The 18001-nt window shown below is 69.3% G+C and carries 16 protein-coding genes; 7 read left to right on the forward strand and 9 right to left on the reverse strand.

Annotated features, from left to right (window positions below):
- The 6 genes from EJL01_RS11795 to EJL01_RS11820 form a co-directional block, all read right to left on the reverse strand.
- Positions 1–753, reverse strand: a complete 753-nt coding sequence (locus EJL01_RS11795) for an SDR family oxidoreductase (protein WP_125107823.1) — start codon at positions 751–753, stop codon at positions 1–3.
- Between the two features lie 93 nt (positions 754–846).
- The gene (locus EJL01_RS11800) at positions 847–1254 is read right to left on the reverse strand and encodes an arsenate reductase ArsC (RefSeq protein ID WP_125107824.1); all 408 of its coding nucleotides are present in this window, start codon (positions 1252–1254) and stop codon (positions 847–849) included.
- Between the two features lie 9 nt (positions 1255–1263).
- A complete protein-coding gene (locus EJL01_RS11805) occupies positions 1264–2259 on the reverse strand; it encodes a metalloregulator ArsR/SmtB family transcription factor (RefSeq protein WP_125107825.1) in 996 nt (331 codons plus the stop codon).
- Positions 2256–3347 carry an ACR3 family arsenite efflux transporter gene (arsB, locus tag EJL01_RS11810; protein WP_125107826.1) on the reverse strand — a complete coding sequence of 364 codons (1092 nt, stop codon included), beginning with the start codon at positions 3345–3347 and terminating at the stop codon, positions 2256–2258. The genes EJL01_RS11805 and arsB overlap by 4 nt, the downstream gene beginning before the upstream one ends.
- Complete coding sequence (gene trxA / locus EJL01_RS11815) at positions 3344–3667, reverse strand: thioredoxin (protein ID WP_125107827.1); 324 nt, start codon at positions 3665–3667, stop codon at positions 3344–3346. Before trxA ends, arsB begins: the two co-directional genes overlap by 4 nt.
- Positions 3668–3842: 175 nt before the next feature.
- Positions 3843–4469 (reverse strand): arsenate reductase/protein-tyrosine-phosphatase family protein, encoded by a 627-nt coding sequence (locus EJL01_RS11820; protein ID WP_125107828.1) that lies wholly within the window; start codon positions 4467–4469, stop codon positions 3843–3845.
- A gap of 266 nt (positions 4470–4735) precedes the next feature.
- Between EJL01_RS11820 and EJL01_RS11825 the strand changes: the two genes are divergently transcribed.
- Positions 4736–8725 (forward strand): Pls/PosA family non-ribosomal peptide synthetase, encoded by a 3990-nt coding sequence (locus tag EJL01_RS11825; protein ID WP_125107829.1) that lies wholly within the window; start codon positions 4736–4738, stop codon positions 8723–8725.
- 27 nt (positions 8726–8752) lie between these two features.
- Positions 8753–10117 (forward strand): M1 family metallopeptidase, encoded by a 1365-nt coding sequence (locus EJL01_RS11830; RefSeq protein WP_125107830.1) that lies wholly within the window; start codon positions 8753–8755, stop codon positions 10115–10117.
- Here the strand turns inward: EJL01_RS11830 and EJL01_RS11835 are convergent.
- Together EJL01_RS11835 and EJL01_RS11840 are read right to left on the reverse strand one after the other, a co-directional pair.
- Positions 10104–10661, reverse strand: coding sequence for a 4'-phosphopantetheinyl transferase family protein (locus EJL01_RS11835; protein ID WP_125107831.1), 558 nt, complete (start codon positions 10659–10661; stop codon positions 10104–10106). The two genes, EJL01_RS11830 and EJL01_RS11835, sit on opposite strands and share 14 nt — an antisense overlap.
- 16 nt (positions 10662–10677) lie before the next feature.
- Positions 10678–11721, reverse strand: a complete 1044-nt coding sequence (locus EJL01_RS11840) for a YeiH family protein (RefSeq protein ID WP_125107832.1) — start codon at positions 11719–11721, stop codon at positions 10678–10680.
- 128 nt (positions 11722–11849) lie between these two features.
- Here EJL01_RS11840 and EJL01_RS11845 point away from each other — a divergent pair, with 128 nt between their 5' ends.
- Positions 11850–12665 (forward strand): DUF1206 domain-containing protein, encoded by an 816-nt coding sequence (locus EJL01_RS11845; protein WP_125107833.1) that lies wholly within the window; start codon positions 11850–11852, stop codon positions 12663–12665.
- 50 nt (positions 12666–12715) lie between these two features.
- Here the strand turns inward: EJL01_RS11845 and EJL01_RS11850 are convergent, their stop codons facing one another.
- The gene (locus EJL01_RS11850) at positions 12716–13555 is read right to left on the reverse strand and encodes a hypothetical protein (protein WP_125107834.1); all 840 of its coding nucleotides are present in this window, start codon (positions 13553–13555) and stop codon (positions 12716–12718) included.
- A gap of 34 nt (positions 13556–13589) precedes the next feature.
- Between EJL01_RS11850 and EJL01_RS11855 the strand changes: the two genes are divergently transcribed.
- From EJL01_RS11855 to EJL01_RS11870, 4 genes are all read left to right on the forward strand, one after another.
- Positions 13590–14111, forward strand: a complete 522-nt coding sequence (locus EJL01_RS11855) for a TetR/AcrR family transcriptional regulator (RefSeq protein ID WP_125108047.1) — start codon at positions 13590–13592, stop codon at positions 14109–14111.
- 127 nt (positions 14112–14238) lie between these two features.
- Positions 14239–14796, forward strand: coding sequence for an NADPH-dependent FMN reductase (locus tag EJL01_RS11860; RefSeq protein ID WP_125107835.1), 558 nt, complete (start codon positions 14239–14241; stop codon positions 14794–14796).
- A gap of 119 nt (positions 14797–14915) precedes the next feature.
- Positions 14916–17102, forward strand: coding sequence for an MMPL family transporter (locus EJL01_RS11865; protein ID WP_125107836.1), 2187 nt, complete (start codon positions 14916–14918; stop codon positions 17100–17102).
- On the forward strand, positions 17099–18001 hold the full coding sequence (locus tag EJL01_RS11870) for a TIGR01777 family oxidoreductase (RefSeq protein WP_125107837.1): 903 nt from the start codon (positions 17099–17101) through the stop codon (positions 17999–18001). Before EJL01_RS11865 ends, EJL01_RS11870 begins: the two co-directional genes overlap by 4 nt.

Raw genomic sequence — 18001 nt, forward strand, 5'->3', positions numbered from 1 at the left:
CTAGCGGGGCAGGCGGTCCTCGCTCGCGAGCCACTCGTCGAACGTGATCGTGCCCTGCAGCGCATCCTGGGTGCCGCGCAGCAGGCCGGACGCGAGGCCCTTGCCGTACGCGCCCGGGAGCCGCACCTCGATGACCTTTCGTCGGCTGCCGTCGAACTTCAGCTGGCGGCGCGTGAGGTCGGCGGCCGTCTCGTCGTGCGGACCGACGAGATCCTGCACCCGCCCCGCCGGGCCTTGCTCGGCAAGGCGCACGAGCCGGTCGCCGATCTCGCGAGCCGACACGGGGCGCATGAGCACCTTTGGGATCGCGGCGAGCGGGCCCCGCTGCAGCCCGAGGAGCTGGCCCGGGAACTCGTGGAACTGCGCCGCGCGCGCGATCGTGTGCGGAATCGGCCCCGCCGCAACCGAGCGCTCCTGCGCGAGCTTCGCGCCGTAGTAGCTCGTGTTGATGCCGTCGATGCCGACGATGGAGAGCGCGACGTAGTGCTGCACGCCGACGCGAGCCCCTGCATCCATGAGCGTGCGCGTGCCCGACAGGAAGAAGCGGCGCGCCTTCGTGCCCGAGAGCGTGAAGAGGTTCGTCGCGTCGACCACGACGTCCGCGCCGGCGAGCGCGCCGCCGATGCCCTGCCCGGTGACGACATTGATCCCGAGCGAGCGGGCGAGCACGGCGGGCTCGTGCCCGGCCTCCGAGGCCGCCCGAACGACGTGGCGACCGACCGTGCCGGTGCCGCCTGCGACAGCGATGCGCATTGGTACCCCCCAAGATTGTGTGTTCTGGCGCAACGTCACAGCGCCCCGCACAGTCTTGTGGGGGGCGCTGTGATTCCGCCGGGGATGCTCGGGTTAGGCGTTGGTCAGCTCGGCGACGAGGGCCTCGATGCGCCCGCGGATCACGTCGCGGATCGGACGCACTGCGTCGATGCCCTGACCGGCGGGGTCGTCGAGCTCCCAGTCCTCGTAGCGCTTGCCGAGGAAGATCGGGCAAGTGTCGCCGCAGCCCATCGTGATGACGACGTCAGACTCCTTGACTGCCTCGGTCGTGAGCACCTTCGGCTGCTCGCTGGCGATGTCGATGCCCTCTTCGCGCATCGCCTCGACGGCGACGGGGTTGAGCTGGTCGGCGGGCATGGAACCGGCGGAGCGCACTTCGATGGCGTCGCCCGCGAGGTGGCGCAGGTAGCCGGCGGCCATCTGCGAGCGCCCCGCGTTGTGCACGCAAACAAACAGCACGCTTGGTCGTTGAGTGGTCACGTGTTGTCCTTAGTTCGTTGAGGTGAGGGATGCGATGAGGTCGCGGACGCGGCCCTCGATGTCGTCGCGGATGGCGCGAACGCCTTCTTCGGATGCGAGGGCTGGGTCGCCGAGCGGCCAATCCTCGTAGTTGACGCCGGGGATCACGGGGCAGACGTCGCCGCAGCCCATCGTGACGACGACATCCGCCGCGCGGACCGCGTCGTCAGTGAGCGGCTTCGGGAAGGCTTTACCGGCGAGCTCTTCGCCTTCGATCTCGACGAGGAGCGACCGGACGTGCGGATGCACCTCGGCGGCCGGCGATGAACCCGCGGAGCGGGCGACGACCTTGCCTTCACCCAGCTTGTTGACGAGGGCGGCGGCGAGCTGCGACCGCCCTGCGTTCGCGACGCAGACGAACAGCACCTGCGGCAGGTCGGCGTGATGGTCGCGCGTGTAGTCGGTGAACCGCTGTCGGGCGAATCGCTCGGTCAGTGGAATGAGGTGTTGGGTGAAGCGTGCCGACCGCACGAGGTCGGCGTAGGACTCGCGCACCATCGTGGTGACGAACTCGGGATTGAGCTGGTCGAACGACTCGACGAGCTCTTGCGCGAGCGACTCGACCCGCGCATCCATACGGCGGAGTGTTTCGACGCGCTCGGCGCGCTCCTCGGGGCCGTAGGAGATCATCGACGCCGCGAAGGTGTCGAGGAGTGAGGCGACCGCGACGCGCCGCTCGGGGGCAACGCGGTAGTACACCCAGGTGCCGCGGCGCTCGGACTGCAGCAGCCCAGCGTCCTTCAGCTTCTTCAGGTGGTGGGAGATCGTCGGCTGGGAGACATCGGCGAGGTCGGTGAGGTCGCAGACGCAGGCTTCGCCGCGCGGGTCGGTGGCGATCGCCGAGAGCATCCGAAGCCTGAGCGGATCGGACAGCGACTTCAACATTTCAGCGAGGTCGTTGGCGGTGTCTTCGCCAATTGCCGTCACTTCGACGGGTGAGCAGGCGGGGTCGGATGTGGTGGTCATGTTGTCGACTCCTGATACGGATCAGTCTTGAACCAGGCGCGGGCGGCCCAGAGGGAGACGTAGACGAGGCCCACGAGCACTGGTACCTCGATGAGTGGGCCGACGACGCCGGCGAGCGCCTGGCCCGAGGTGGCGCCGAAGGTGCCGATCGCGACCGCGATCGCGAGCTCGAAGTTGTTGCCGGCAGCGGTGAACGCGAGGGTGGTTGAGCGTGAATAGCCGAGGCCGAGGGCGCGACCGAGCAGCATGCCGGCGCACCACATCACGGCGAAGTAGATGAGCAGCGGGAGGGCGATGCGGGCCACATCGAGGGGCTTCGCGATGATCGCGTCGCCCTGGAGCGCGAAGAGGAGGACGATTGTGAAGAGGAGGCCGTAGAGCGCCCAGGGCCCGACCTTTGGAAGGAACTTCTCCTCGTACCAGGCCCGCCCTTTTCGCTTTTCGCCGAGCCAGCGGGAGGCGAAGCCAGCAATGAGCGGTACCCCGAGGAATACGAGGACGTTCAGGGCGATGTTCCAGACCGAGACGTCGAGCCCCTGGGTGTCGAGGCCGAGCCAGCCGGGCAGCACCGTGAGATAGAACCAGCCGAGCAGCGAGAACGCGACGAGCTGGAACACCGAGTTGATGGCGACGAGCACCGCCGTGGCCTCGCGGTCGCCGCAGGCGAGGTCGTTCCAGATCACGACCATGGCGATGCAGCGGGCGAGGCCGACGATGATGAGGCCGGTGCGGTATTCGGGCAGGTCGGGTAGGAAGATCCAGGCGAGCGCGAACATCACGGCCGGGCCGACGAGCCAGTTGAGCACGAGCGACGAGACGAGGAGCTTGCGGTCGCCGGTGACTGCGGCGATGCGGTCGTAGCGCACCTTCGCGAGCACCGGATACATCATCACGAGCAGACCGATGCCGATCGGCACCGAAATGCCGCCGACCTCGAGCCGGTGCAGCGCATCCGACAGCGCCGGGATGAACCGGCTAATGAGCAGGCCCGCGACCATCGCGAGGCCGATCCACAGGGGCAGGAAGCGGTCGAGATTCGAGAGGCGGGCGGGTGTCTGGGGCGCGGGGGTGACCTGGGTGGCCGTCATGCGAGCAGCTCCTCGACCTTCGCCGTGATGACGCCGCGTGGGTGTGCGCCGATGAGCACGTCGACGCGCTCACCGTCCTTGTAGAAGCTGAGGGTGGGGATCGAGGTGACGCCGGCGGCCGTCACGGTGTCAGGGTTTGCGTCGGCGTCGAGTTTGACGATCTTGACGCGGCCGTCGTACTCGGCGGACACGGCGTCGAGAATCGGCGCGATGGCCTTGCAGGGGGCGCACCAGGTGGCCCAGATGTCGACCACGACGGGGATGTCGGATTCGAGGACGTCGTGCTGGAAGGTCGCGTCAGTGACTTCGGTGACGGTCATGGCGGGGCTCCTCGGGAGGGCGGTGAGACAGCCGGACGCTGTTTCGACGTGTGTCTATATTGGCGTGCATCGAAACAGTTTGTCAACCGATAATGCGACAGTTTTCGAACCGGTGCAGGCAATGGCGGCGGCGTGGCCCCGGGGGTCGCCCGCAGTGGATCAGCCGCGCGTTGTGCTACCGCGGGTCGTCGAGGGAGCGGATGAGGTGGTGGACGCGGGTCTCGATCTCGTCGCGGATCGCCCGGACGCCCTCATCCGAGGCGAGCGCCGGGTCGCCGAGCGGCCAGTCTTCGTAGTGAACGCCGGGGATCACCGGGCAGACGTCGCCGCAGCCCATCGTGATCACCACGTCCGCCGCTCGCACCGCGTCGTCGGTGAGGGGCTTCGGGTACGCGGCGTCGGTGCCCGCCTGGCCCGCGATCTCGACGAGCAGCGGATGCAAGTTCGCGTGGATCTCCGCGGCCGGTCGCGAGCCTGCTGAGCGGGCGATGATCGCGCCGCCCGACTCGCGCTCGAGCAGGGCGGCGGCGGGCTGCGAGCGGCCAGCGTTGGCGACGGAGGCGAAGAGGACCTGCGGCACGGTGGAGTGGTGCTCGCGCGCGAAGTCGGTGATGCGCTGTCGGGAGAAGCGCTCGGTCAGTGCGACGAGCTGGTGTGCAGACGGTTGAGATTGGGCAAGCTGTGCGTACGAATCATGAACCATCGTGGCCGCGAATTCGGGGCTGAACTGGGGGAACTCGGCTGCAAGCTTGTTTGCGAGGTTGGTGGCGACCCCGGCACCGATCGCGTTGTCGATGTTCATGCTGCGGGTTCCCTCGGCGGGCTGAACTCAATCTGTTGGCGAGTGCCGAGTCGGTGATCGAGACGACCGGATCCGGGCCTGCGGGACTCGCGGGGGAAGGAAAGGGCGTATCGCCTGACATTGATCAGAATCGATATGAGCGTAGATCGTGGCGCGCACGGGGCAACGTGGCGCCGCGCCGCGGCGGGGCGCAGGGCCGGTGAGACAATGGGGGCTGTCGCACTGATCCGACTTCCGCGGATCCCGAAGAAGGAGCACCGGAGAACTTGGAGACGACCCCGACCAACGCGCAGCCCGTCGAGCAGCCCTCCCCGAACGCGCAGGAGGTGCTTCGCCGCGCATCCCACGCGCCGGCACCGCGCACCCTCATCGACATCCTCCGCGCGACGGCCGCGGAGCATCCGGAGGCCTCGGCGATCGACGACGGTTCGGCCGCGCTGAGCTACGGCCAGCTGCTCGACGAGGTCGAGGCGATGGCGGCGACCCTCCGCGAGGCGGGAGTCCGCCCCGGCGACCGCGTCGGCGTGCGCGTCGACTCGGGTTCGCAGCAGCTCTACATCGCGATCCTCGGCATCATGCGGGCCCGCGCGGCGTACGTGCCGGTCGACGCCGACGACACCGAGGAACGCGCGACGCTCGTGTTTGGTGAGGCCCACGTTGCCGGCATCATTGGCAACGAGGGCTACGTGCCGAGCGAACGTGAGCTCGGTGGCGTCGAACCGCCCGAGACGCCGATCGACTCGGCCGACCCGGCCCTCGAAGAGGACGCCTGGATCATCTTCACCTCTGGCTCGACGGGCGTTCCGAAGGGCGTCGCCGTGACGCACCGCTCGGCCGCCGCCTTCGTCGACGCTGAGGCGAATATGTTCCTCCAGCAGGATCCGCTCGGCCCCGGCGACCGCGTGCTCGCCGGTCTCTCGGTCGCGTTTGACGCGTCGTGTGAGGAGATGTGGCTTGCGTGGCGTCACGGCGCCTGCCTCGTGCCCGCCCCGCGCGCGCTCGTGCGCTCGGGCGAGGACCTCGCGCAGTGGCTCGTGCGCCAGAGCATCTCGGTGGTCTCGACCGTGCCGACGCTCGCCGCGATGTGGCCTGCCGAGTCGATCGAGAACGTGCGCCTGCTCATCTTCGGCGGCGAAGCCTGCCCGCCCGAGCTCGCCGCCCGCCTCGTCGCGGAGGAGCGCGAGGTCTGGAACACCTACGGCCCGACCGAAGCAACCGTCGTCTCGTGCGGCTGCCAGCTCGACGGCGTCTCGCCGATCAGCATCGGCCTGCCGCTTGACGGCTGGGACCTCGCCGTCGTCGACGCCGAGGGCAACCGTGTGGCCCCGGGCGAACAGGGCGAGCTCATCATCGGCGGTGTCGGCCTCGCCCACTACCTCGACCCCGCCAAAGACGCCGAAAAGTACGCACCCATGCCGTCGCTCGGCTGGGAGCGCGCGTACCGTTCGGGCGACCTCGTGCGCTTCGAAGACACCGGCCTGATGTTCCTCGGCCGCGCCGACGACCAGGTCAAGGTCGGCGGCCGCCGCATCGAGCTCGGCGAGGTCGAGAACGCGCTGCAGGACCTCCCCGGCGTAACCGCGGCCGCGGCCGCCGTGCGTAAGAGCGAGGCCGGCGTCGCCGTGCTCGTCGGCTATCTCGTCGTCGAGGGCAACGGCGGCGAGCTCGACCGCGCGCACGCCCGCGACTACCTCGCCTCGCGCCTCGCGGCCGGCGTCATGCCGCTGCTCGCGGTCGTCGACGAACTGCCCATCCGCACCTCGGGCAAGGTCGACCGCGCCGCGCTGCCATGGCCGATTCCCGGCGCCGGCGCGGGGGAGGGACTCGACGCGAACCCCGACCTCACCGACGCCGAACGTTGGCTCGGCGAGCAGTGGCAGGCCGTTCTCGGCGTGCCGGTGCCGTCGGTGACCGCCGACTTCTTCGACCTCGGCGGCGGTTCGCTCGCCGCGGCGCAGCTCGTGTCGCGCATCCGCACCCGCGTGCCCGAGTTCACCGTGGCCGACATCTACGACGTGCCGCGCCTCGCCGCGATGGCGAAGGCGGTCGCCGCGACCGACGCGAACGCCGACCCCGACAGCTACCACCAGCCCAGGCCGACGCCGAAGCGCACGCAGTGGGCGCAGACGCTCGCGGGCATTCCGCTGTTCATCGCGAGCGGCGTGCGCTGGCTGCTGTACCTGCTCACCGCGACCACGATTCTGAACGCGATCGACCCGGTCGCGTTTGCCGTGCTGCCTGAAGTCTCGTGGTGGGTGCTCATCATCGGCCTCGTGATCGTGTCGACCCCGTTCGGTCGCATGTCGATCGCCGTGCTTGTTGCCCGGCTGCTGCTCGCGGGCGTCAAGCCTGGCGACTATCCGCGTGGCGGCGGCGTGCACATGCGCCTCTGGCTCGCCGAACAGTTCGCGACGCAGATCGACGCGGTCGGCCTCGCCGGTGCCCCCTGGGTGTCGGTGTACGCCCGCCTGCTCGGCGCGAAGGTCGACAAGGAGGTCAGCCTCCACTCGCTGCCGCCGATCACCGGCATGCTCGAGGTCGGCCGCGGCAGCGCCATCGAACCCGAGGTCGACCTCACCGGCTACTGGATCGACGGCGATCTGCTGCGCCTCGGCGGCGTGCAGATCGGCAACAACGTCACGGTCGGCGCGCGCTCGACGCTCGCGCCCGGCACCCGCGTCGACGACGGCGCCGAGATCGCACCGGGCTCGGCCGTGTTCGGCCGCGTGAAGTCGGAGCAGCTTTGGGCGGGCTCGCCCGCAGTGCGCATCGGTGGCGCGAAAGACTCGAAGAAGCGCAAGGCGCTCGAAGGTTGGCCGAAGGGCGTCGCCCCGCAGCGGCCGATCTGGAAGGTCGCCTACGGCATCTCGTCGGTCGGCCTCGCGCTGCTGCCGTTCGTCGCCTTCACGGTCGGCGCGCTGGTACTCGTGCAGGGCATCCGCGGTGCCGAGACGCTGCTCGGCGCGTTCGGTGGTGCGATGGCGTGGCTCGTGCCCGCCGTGCTTGCCGCCGGCGTCGTCTACGCGGGCGCCGTCGTCGTGCTTGTGCGCCTGCTGTCGATCGGGATGCGCGAGGGCACCTACCCGGTGCACAGCCGCCAGGGCTGGGCGGCCTGGACCACCGAGCGCCTGCTCGACGCGGCTCGCAACTTCCTCTTCCCCCTCTACTCGAGCCTGTTCACACCGATTTGGCTGCGGATGCTCGGGGCCAAGGTGGGCAAGAACGTCGAGGCCTCGACGGTACTGCTGCTGCCGAAGATGGCGCGCATCGACGATGGCGCGTTCCTCGCCGACGACACGATGGTGGCCTCGTACGAGCTGCACCGCGGCTGGCTGCGTATCGGCCAGGTACGCATCGGCAAGAAGGCGTTCCTCGGTAACTCCGGCATGGCCGGCCCCGGCCACAAGGTGCCGAAGAACTCGCTCGTCGCGGTGCTCTCGGTCGCGCCGTCGAAGGCGAAGTCGGGCTCGTCGTGGCTCGGCTCGCCGGCGACCCGCCTGCGGCGTGTGACGCAGGATGGCGACGACGAGCGCACGTACAACCCCGGCGGCCGCCTGCGCATTGCGCGCACGCTCTGGGAACTCTGTCGCATCGTGCCGGTGTTCGTCACCTGCGGGCTTGGCGTCGCGGTGCTGTTCACGTTCGCCTGGCTGTGGGAGACGACGGGCCCGCTGTGGACCCTTCTCCTCTCAGGTGTCGTCATGCTCGTCGCCGGCGGCGTTGCGGCGCTCATCACCACCGTCGCAAAGTGGACGATCGTCGGCCCGATCCGCGTCGGCGAGCATCCGCTCTGGTCGAGCTTCGTGTGGCGCACCGAGGTGAGCGACACATTCACCGAGATGCTCGCCGCGCCCTGGTTCGCGCGTTCGGCCATCGGCACGCCCGCGATGGCGGTGTGGCTACGCTCGCTCGGAGTGAAGGTCGGTCACGGTGTCTGGTGCGACACCTACTGGCTGCCCGAGCCCGACCTCGTCACGCTCGGTGACGGCTCGACCGTGAACCGCGGCTGCGTCGTGCAGACGCACCTGTTCCACGACCGCATCATGAGCATCGACAGGGTCGAGCTCGGCGCGGGCGCAACGCTCGGCCCACACAGCGTGGTGCTTCCCGCTGCGCGCATCGGCGACCATGCCACGGTCGGCCCCGCGTCGCTCGTGATGCGTGGCGAGACGGTGCCCGTTGGCTCGCGCTGGAGCGGAAATCCCATCGGCCCGTGGCGTGCCGTGAAGGTGCGCGCCTACCAATCCACCAACTAACCGCGCTCGCGCGCTGAGATTCTCCGAATGAAGTCACTTTCGACGCTACCTACCGCTTTTCCGCACCCCTACATGCCCGACTCCGGCGACGGCCGGTACTCGGTCGAGCACTACGAACTCGAGCTCGATTACACCCCGCGCACGAACCGGCTCGAGGGTACCGCGACCCTGCGCATCCTCGTGCTCGAGGCGACGAAGTCGCTGCGGGTCGACCTGCACGCGCTCAAGGCGTCGAAGGTGAGGGTGCGCGGCAAGCTACACAAGCAGTTCACACAGGATCGCCGCAGCGTGCAGCTCAAGTTTGGTGACCGGCTCGCGGCGGGGGCCCGCTTCGAGGTTGAGATCGAGTACGGGGGCCGGCCTGGCCCAGTGCGCTCGAAGTGGGGGCAGATTGGCTGGGAAGAGCTCGAGAACGGCGCCCTCGTCGCCTCGCAGCCGACCGGTGCGCCGACCTGGCTCCCCTGCAACGACCGCGTGGACGACCGCGCCACCTACGACATCGCCTTCACCTGCGACAAGGATTTCTTCGTCGCGGCGACCGGCAAGCCGGGGCGTGTGTCGTCGCGCGGCGGCAAGCGCACGTGGCGCTTCGCGAGCTCGGTGCCGACGGCGACCTACCTCGTCGCCGTGCACGTCGGCGAGTACCGCGAATACAAGCTCGGCGCGGGCCGCATCGTCACGCCGCCCGCTCAGTGGCCGCGCGTGCGCCAGGCGTTCTCACCCATGCCGAAGATGGTCGAGGTGTTCGAGGACTGGTTCGGTCAGTACCCGCAGGTCGACCTCACGACGGTCGTGACTGAGGAAGAACTCGAGATTCCGCTCGAGGCGCAGGGCATGGCGACGTTCGGTGTGAACCACTGCGCGGCCGACGAGCAACGGCTCATTGCGCACGAGCTCGCGCACCAGTGGTTCGGCAACAGCGTCGACATTCGCCAGTGGGCCGACATCTGGCTCAACGAGGGCTTCGCCTGTTACGCCGAATGGGTGTGGTCGGAGGCAGCGGGCGGCCAGACCATCGCCGAGTGCGCGGAGCATCACTACGCGCAACTTGTGCGCGAGCGGCAGGACTTGGTGCTTGCCGATCCGGGTGAGCGGCAGTTGTTCGACGACCGCGTCTACAAGCGCGGCGCCCTGCTGCTCGAGTCGCTGCGGCGCACGGTCGGCGACGACGTGTTCCGGGCCGTGCTGCGGCGTTGGGCTTCGAAGTATCGCCACCGACTCGTTGGCACGGAAGATTTCCTCGCGGTGGTCGAGGAAGTCGCGGGCATTCCGACGCAGGCCGACCTATGGAAGGCGTGGCTCCACGAGAAGCCGGTGCCGCCGCTGCCTCCCGTGTCGCCAGCGACGCCTCCGACCCCGGCAGCCCCTCTGCCGCCCACTACCTCCGCGTAGCGACGGTCCACCGCGCGCAGAGCGCCACGACGATCGGCCGGGAGTCGGTTTCGGCCGCGTCCGGCACGGTGGGCAGCGTGACGTGCTCGAGGTCGTAGCCCGCCGTATCCGCCCGCTGCCAGTCACCGCGTAGGCCCGTGCCCTTCGCCTTCGCGACGGACTCAAGGGCGGTCCAGGCCCGGATGCTCGAGTCCGGGCAGTCGGGCAGGGCCTCGGCAATCGCGGCCCTGGTTCGGGGAGAGTCGGCCTCGGCGTCGATGCCGAACTCGGCAACGCCGATGGGCGCCACCGCGGCGACCGCCACGCCGGCGGCATAGCTCACGCTGACGCGCGGGATGCGCTCGCGCGTGGAGGCGATGACTCGCAGCGGGCCATGCTCGCGGCTGCCGCAGACGGCGCACGCCTGCGTAAAGGCGATGTCGCCGAAGTCGGGCGCGAGCAGCCCGCGCAGCAGACCGCGGGCGATCTCACGCCGCGGCGCGCCCGCCGTCGTCGCCCAGGCGAGGCGGGCGCCGCCAGGCGTCTTGAGCTGCTGCGTCTCCACGCGAGCATCGTACGCGTCAGGCGGCGACGAGAACCCCGCCGAGCGCGATGCCAGCGACGAGCACGGTGGCTGCGGCGGCGAGGGCGAACGGTCGGGCGCCGACCTTGCGCAGCTGCGCGACGCGCACGCCGCAGCCGAGGCCGAACATCGCCGCCGCGAGGAGCACCGTCTGCAGTTGCCCGGCGAGGTCGAGGGCCATGGTCGGCAGTGGCAAGAACGAGCGCAGCAGCACCGCGGCGAGAAACCCGACGATGAACAGCGGCAGAATCGGCGGCAGTTTCGGCGCCGACTGCTCGGCGTGGGCTGCGGCCTCTCGCCGGGCGCGGATGCTCAGCACGGCCATGACCGGCGCGAGCAGCAGCACGCGCGCGAGCTTCACGAGCACGGCGACCGTGAGCGCGCTACCGCCAACGATGCCGCCGATCGCCACGACCTGCGCGATTTCGTGGGTCGAACCGCCGGCCCACATACCGGCCATGCGCGCATCCAGACCGAGCAGGGTCGCTAGGCCGGGTACCGCGAAGATCATGATCGTGCCGAAGATAACGACGAGGGCAACCGCGGTGACCGTGTCTTGTTCGTGCTCGTCGTCGGGGTCGGTGACGCCGGCGGTGCCCGCGACCGCAGCGGCGCCGCAGATTGAGAAGCCGCAGGCGATGAGGAGACGCAATTGCCGCGGCACGCCGAAGAGACGACCGAGCGCGAGCGTGCCGAAGATGCCGCCGCCGACGATGGCGAGCACCACGACCAGTATCGGGCCCCCGAGGGCGACGATGTCGCCAAGCACGAGCTGCAGGCCGAGCAGCACGATGCCCGCCCGCAACAGGTGCTTCGCGGCGAAGCTGATGCCCGGCTCGAGCGGCGCGCGAATGAGGCCCGTGTTCGCCGCGACGACGCCGAGGATGATCGCGAGCAGCATCGCGCTCAGCCCGGGTACGAGCATCCCCACCGCCATCGACACCATCGCGGCCGCGACCGCGATGACCGTGCCGGGCACTGCTGAGCGGATGCGAGGGGCGAGGGCGGACTGGGCTGGTGCGTCGACGGTGGTGGAGGCCATGTCGTCGATGTTTCCGCGCCGTGTGCCCGCACGGTAGAGGCACCTTTCGGCAGGGGTACCGGTGCGTCTTGTAACGGGCTTTCGCGGGCGCCCTGTGGATTGCCGAGCGGATTCGCTAGCGTCGAGACATGTCGAACGTCGCCAAGTCCACCGCCAAAGATGCCGCACATCAGGTGCAGCGGCAGCCTGCCTATCGCGCCCTCGTCAAGATCGGGGTGTTCGCCTACGGCCTCATGCACCTCGTTATCGCGTGGCTGGCGCTGCGGGTCGCGTTCGGCGACAACAGCGCGGATGCCTCCAACACCGGCGCGCTCAAAGAACTTGCGAAGACGCCCCTCGGTGGTGTGTTGCTCTGGGTCGTGGGCATCGGCTTCATCGCGCTCGTCGTGTGGCAGCTCGTCGCCGGGTTCGTGGGCTACCGCGAGTTCGATGGCGGCAAGCGCCTTCGCAAGCGACTCGGCGCGTTCGCCCGCGCCGTGCTCTACGCGGTGCTCGCGGCCTCGTCGATCGCGGCCGCGCTCGGCGGCGGCTCGGGTGGCGGTGGCGGCGAGGAGTCACTCACGTCGCGGCTCATGTCGATGCAGTTTGGTCCCTGGCTCGTCGCGGCGGTCGGCCTCGGCGTTGTCGCGGTTGGCGTCGCTCAGATCGTCAAGGGCATCTCGGGCAGGTTCAACGAAGAGCTCGAGACCGAGCTCACCGGCACCACCCGCTGGCTCGCTGGCGCGGGCTGGATCGCGAAGGGCATCGCCATTTCGCTCATCGGCGGCCTGTTCATCGCTGCCGCGATCGCCCACGACCCCGAGGAGGCTGGCGGCATGGACGAGGCGCTCACCGCGCTCACGCAGCAGCCGTTCGGCGTCGCCCTGCTCGTCGCGCTCGCGGTCGGTATCGGTTGCTTCGCGCTGTGGTGCTGGTACCTCTTGCGCCACGCGAAACACGCGTAAACCCCCGCGCCAAACTGAGTTGGGCGCGGGGGTCTGGGGCCGAGCGGGCGCTAGGCGGCGACCGGTGCGCGCGTCGTTGCCTCGGCCGTCGCTGCCTCGGCGGGCTCGACCTCGGCGGGTGCGATGCCGCGTCGGCCGCGAACGGTCGTGCCGATGAAAGCAAGTGCGAGTCCGAACGCGACCCAGCCCGCCAGGGTCCACCATTGCTGCGAGGTGTCTGCCGAGGGGAAGTAGCTCAGTGAACGCAGCAGCCAGTTCGAGGCGCCGGGCACGAGGAACTGACCGATGGCACCCCATGGCTCGACGAGGAACTGCCACGGCATCGCGGCGGCCGAGAGCGGGTTGCCAATGAGGAACGTCACGAGCGCGCCGGCGCCGATGCCTGGCGTGCCGAGGAGCGTCGCGGCACCAACGATGAACGTCGACGACGCGAGAATCGACAGGCCGATCGCAAGCGAGTTCACCCCGAAGTTGCCCTGAAGATACTCGAACCAGGTCTGCAGCACGAAGGTAATGATGAGCGCGGCGCTCGCGCTGAACAGGGAGACGGTGGCGAGGCGCCGCCACAGGCCCTTGATCGACAGCGCCGTGAGCACGCCGCCAAGCATGCCGCCCATCGTAAGGGGGAATGCCGACGCGGCGAGGCCGGAGCCTGCCGCATCTGATGCCGCGAGCGGCACAAGCTCGGTCACGACGACCTGCGGCGCCATGCTCGCATCGCCGCCGGCGGCGGTCACCTGCTCGGTGAGCTGGGCCTGCAGCTGGGTCGCGACGCCGTTGAGCAGCTGGGTGGCGACGGCGCTGCCGGCGGATGCAGTGAGCACCTCGGGCGCGCCGGATGCGCTGATCACAATCGCGCCGTAAGTGTCGCGGCCCTCGACCTGGGCCACGGCCTCGTCGCGGTCGCCGGCGCGGACGAAGTCGATGGCACCGTCGGCCTGGGTTGCGACTGCGTCTTCGATCGCGGAGACGGCCGAGTCGGGGCTCTCGGCCGGGTCGATCTACTCGCACTTCTCGAGCAAAACCGAACTGTTTCGGCACGTGGCAGCTGAGCTCCTCGAAGATCGAGCGACCTCGATCGGAGACGCGGCGAGAACCGCCGGGCGCATGGTGACCCCGCGCGAGATCTTCCTCAACTACGCACCGAAACTGCCGATCATGAACGTGCCGCAAGTGTTGCTCCAGGTGTGGGCGGAGGTGCTCAACGACCCCGAGCTGCGGCAACTGATGGCCGGTAACCTCGCGCTGCTCGAGCAGCACCTCACCGAATTGCTGCTGCCCTGGGGCGAGGAAAAGTATGGCGAAGAGGCTCCTCAACGCGTCGCGGTCGAGATCGAGGCGTTGCTGACGACTGCGCAGGGCATCATCGTGCGTTCGGCCTTGCTGCCGGGCGCCGATGTCGGCGCCCTCCACCAGCGGCTCGCGCCGAGATTCGACGCCGAGTAAGCGGGGCAGTCTCCGGCGAGGCGCGGGCGCCCGAAGTCGTGGGAATAGATGCGCGCCGTCGTGGATTGCATTCTCTCGGGCCGCGCTGTCGGCCCGCCCCTTCCGCCTGACTTTTAGGACCACATTCGTGACCACCATCGGTTACATCGTCGGCAGCCTCTCGAGCACGTCTATTAACCGCGCGCTCGTCGAGGCGATCGCGAAGCTCGCGCCGGAGGGCGTCGAGTTCCGCGAGATCGAGATCAAGAACCTGCCGTTCTACTCACAGGACCTCGAGGCCGAGTTCCCCCAGGTCGCGACCGACTTCAAGCAGGCGATTGGCGACGTCGACGGCGTGCTCATCGCGACGCCCGAGTACAGCCGCTCGATCCCCGGCGTGCTGAAGAACGCGTTCGACTGGTCGACCCGCCCCTACGGCAACATGTCGTTCAGCGGTCGCCCCGTCGCCGTCATCGGTGCCTCGGGCGGCCCGATCTCGACCGCCGCTGCGCAGCAGCACCTCCGGGCAATCATGGGTCATTTCAACGCGATCGTCATGGGCCAGCCCGAGGGCATGATCCAGATGACGCCGGGCCTCATCGACGAGCACGGCGAGATCACGAACGGCGGCACCAAGGAGTTCCTGACCGCCTACCTCGGCGCGTTCATCTCACTCATTGAGCGCGTGCAGAAGGCGAACGCCTAGGCGCCTCCTCGACGCGGCGACGGCCCGCGGTGACTCGCGGGCCGTCGCCGTTTTCGGTGCATTCTGGTTGGACTTGTGGGCGCACGACGGGAATACTGGTCGGAGTCGACAGGAGCCCCATGAGCCACGCGAATTCGTCTGCGACGACCGCCGCCATCCCGCGCTGGCTGAGGGTGATCCTTCCCGCCTCGATCATCCTGCTCTGGTTACTCGGGGCGAGCATCGGAGGCCCGTACTTCGGCAAAGTGAGCGAGGTCTCGTCGAACGATCAAACCGCCTACCTACCCGACTCAGCGGACGCAACGCGGGTGCAGGAACTTGCGAGCGGCTTCACCGACGACGACGTGCTGCCGGCGGTGGTCGTGTTCACGTCGTCCACCGAGTTGGATGCGCAGCAGCTCGACACTCTTCAGGCCGCGGTGGCCGACTTGTCGCAGCTCGACGCGGTGCCCGACGACATTTCGCCGCTGATGCCCTCCGACGACGGCCTCGCGGCGCAGGCATTCGTACCGATCTCGGCCGACGCCGAGGTCGGTGACGTCGTGGCCGAACTCTCCGAGCGGCTCGAGGCCGCCGCGCCCGCGGGAGTCACGGCCTACGTCACCGGCCCGGCCGGGTTCACAGCCGACCTCAGCGCGGCGTTCTCGGGCATCGACGGCGTGCTGCTGCTCGTGGCGCTCCTCGCTGTCTTCGTCATCCTCATCGTCGTCTACCGCTCGCTCCTGCTGCCGATCGCGGTGCTTGCGACGAGCGTGTTTGCGCTCACGGTCGCCCTGCTCACCGTCTGGTGGCTCGCGAAGGCAGGCGTGCTGATGTTGAGCGGCCAGACCCAGGGCATCCTGTTCATTCTCGTCATCGGCGCCGCGACCGACTACTCCCTGCTCTATGTCTCGCGTTTCCGCGAAGAACTGCGCCACACGAACGACAAATGGCGGGCCACCAAGAACTCGCTCCGCGGTGCCTTCGAGCCGATCCTGGCCTCGGGAGGCACCGTCATCGCGGGCCTGCTGTGCCTGTTGCTCAGCGACCTCAAGTCGAACAGCGCCCTCGGCCCCGTAGCGGCGATCGGCATCGCCTTCGCGATACTCGCCGCGCTTACGCTGTTGCCAGCCTTGCTCTATGCGTTCGGGCGAGCAGCGTTCTGGCCGCGCCGCCCGAAGTACGAGCCGGAGCACGCCACCGGTGCCGACGCCGCGGCGGTCGAGGCCGTGACTGGCGGCTGGGCTGGCCTCGGCCGCCGCATCCAGCGCCGCCCGCGGGCGGTTTGGGTTGTCTCCTCGCTCGTGCTGCTCGCCGGCGCGCTCGGCGTGACCCAGCTGCAGGCGCACGGCGTGCCCCAGTCCGACCTCGTGCTTGCGAGCTCGGATGCGCGCGACGGCCAAGCGGCGCTCGGCGAGCACTTCCCGGGCGGCTCGGGGAGCCCGGTGAACGTCATCGTCGAGGCCGACTCGCTGCAGCAGGCGGCCGACGTGCTGCTCGCTCACGACGGCATCGCGAGCGTCAGCGTCGCGAGCGGCGACAGCGTATCCGGCTCCGCGCTGGTCACGGCCGACGGTATCTCGGCGGCGGGTCCGCCCGGCACACCGACGCCCGAGCCGACCGTCGTCGACGGCCAAGTGTTGCTGCAGGGCACGCTCACGGACGCGGCCGACTCAGCCGCCGCCGAGGCAACCGTGACCGAAATTCGGGCCGCCTACGCCGACGCCGGCCTTGACGCGCTCGTCGGCGGCGTCACCGCGACGGCCATCGACACGAACGCGGCGTCGATTCACGACCGCAACCTCATCATTCCCGCAGTGCTCTTGGTGATCCTGCTCATCCTCATGCTGCTGCTGCGGTCAGTGCTCGCGCCAGTCCTGCTCGTGCTCACGACCGTGCTGTCGTTCTTCGCCGCGCTCGGTGTCGCGGCGCTCGTGTTCAACGAGGTGTTCCACTTCCCTGGCGCCGACGCGGCCGTGCCGCTCTATGGCTTCGTGTTCCTCGTCGCGCTCGGCATCGACTACAACATCTTCCTCATGACGAGAGTGCGCGAGGAGACGCTCCGGTTCGGTACCCGTGCGGGCATCCTGCGGGGGCTTGCCGCCACGGGCGGTGTCATCACCTCGGCGGGCCTCGTGCTCGCCGCAACGTTCGCGGCGCTCGCCGTCATCCCCATCCTCTTCCTCGCCCAAATCGCGTTCATCGTGGCGTTTGGCGTTCTGCTGGATACCTTCTTAGTACGCGCTGTGCTCGTGCCTGCGCTCTTCACTGACGTCGGACGTGCCGTCTGGTGGCCGTCGAAACTCGCTCGCAAGGATATTCAATGACGGATCGATACGTAATCGCGGGTGCATCCGGCCTGATCGGGCGGACGCTCACCGAGTCGCTGCAGCATGACGGCGCGACCGTCATTCGGCTCGTGCGCCGGCCCGCCGAGTCGCCCGACGAGGTGCAGTGGCTCGCGAACTTCGAGCCGCTCGACCCGAGCATCCTTGTCGGCAGCAAGGCCGTCATGAACTTCTGCGGCGCGAGCATTGGCCGCCTGCCGTGGACACCCGGGTACGCGACCGAACTGCGGCGCTCGCGGCTGCGCCCGACCCGCGTGCTTGCCGACGCGCTGCGCGCCCTCGGCAAGGAGGCTCCGGCGTTCATTTCTTCCTCGGCCGTCGGCTTCTACGGCGACCAGCCGGGTGCCACCCTCGACGAACGGGGCGCGCCCGGTGACACGTACCTCGCTCGGCTCTGCGCGCAGTGGGAGGCGGCGGCCCTGCTTGCGGGGCCGGATGCGCGGGTGGCGCTGCTCCGTACGGCGCCGCTCGTGCACGCTGACGGAGTGCTCAAGCCGCTGCTCACGCTGACGAAGCTCGGGGTGAGCGGACCGCTCGGCAGCGGAAACCAGGTCATGCCGTGGATTTCGCTCGAGGACGAGGTGCGGGCTATTCGCCACATCATCGACAAGGGGCTCACCGGCCCCGTGAATCTCACCGGCCCGACCCTGGCGACTTCGAACGACCTCGGGCGCGCCCTCGCGCAACGGCTGCGGCGCCCCTACGTGCTGCCGGTGCCGAAGTGGGGCCTGCGGACGGCACTCGGGCGCCGGGCCGCGGACTCGCTGCTGCTTGCCGACGCGGCCGTGCAGCCAACCCGGCTCGTCGAGAGCGGGTTCGAGTTCGAGCATCCGACGGTAGCGGAAGCGGTAGCCGCGGCAGTGCCCGCGCGCGGCTAG

It is taken from the genome of Gulosibacter massiliensis, assembly GCF_900626105.1.
GTDB classification, from domain to species: domain Bacteria; phylum Actinomycetota; class Actinomycetes; order Actinomycetales; family Microbacteriaceae; genus Gulosibacter; species Gulosibacter sediminis.

Bases quoted from the DNA above. Each gene is read 5' to 3' on its own strand.
- arsB (WP_125107826.1), bottom strand. From the start codon at position 3,347: ATGACGGCCACCCAGGTCACCCCCGCGCCCCAGACACCCGCCCGCCTC.
- EJL01_RS11830 (WP_125107830.1), top strand. From the start codon at position 8,753: ATGAAGTCACTTTCGACGCTACCTACCGCTTTTCCGCACCCCTACATG.
- EJL01_RS11820 (WP_125107828.1), bottom strand. From the start codon at position 4,469: ATGAACATCGACAACGCGATCGGTGCCGGGGTCGCCACCAACCTCGCA.
- EJL01_RS11865 (WP_125107836.1), top strand. From the start codon at position 14,916: ATGAGCCACGCGAATTCGTCTGCGACGACCGCCGCCATCCCGCGCTGG.
- trxA (WP_125107827.1), bottom strand. From the start codon at position 3,667: ATGACCGTCACCGAAGTCACTGACGCGACCTTCCAGCACGACGTCCTC.
- EJL01_RS11795 (WP_125107823.1), bottom strand. From the start codon at position 753: ATGCGCATCGCTGTCGCAGGCGGCACCGGCACGGTCGGTCGCCACGTC.
- EJL01_RS11870 (WP_125107837.1), top strand. From the start codon at position 17,099: ATGACGGATCGATACGTAATCGCGGGTGCATCCGGCCTGATCGGGCGG.
- EJL01_RS11840 (WP_125107832.1), bottom strand. From the start codon at position 11,721: ATGGCCTCCACCACCGTCGACGCACCAGCCCAGTCCGCCCTCGCCCCT.
- EJL01_RS11805 (WP_125107825.1), bottom strand. From the start codon at position 2,259: ATGACCACCACATCCGACCCCGCCTGCTCACCCGTCGAAGTGACGGCA.
- EJL01_RS11855 (WP_125108047.1), top strand. From the start codon at position 13,590: ATGGCACCGTCGGCCTGGGTTGCGACTGCGTCTTCGATCGCGGAGACG.
- EJL01_RS11845 (WP_125107833.1), top strand. From the start codon at position 11,850: ATGTCGAACGTCGCCAAGTCCACCGCCAAAGATGCCGCACATCAGGTG.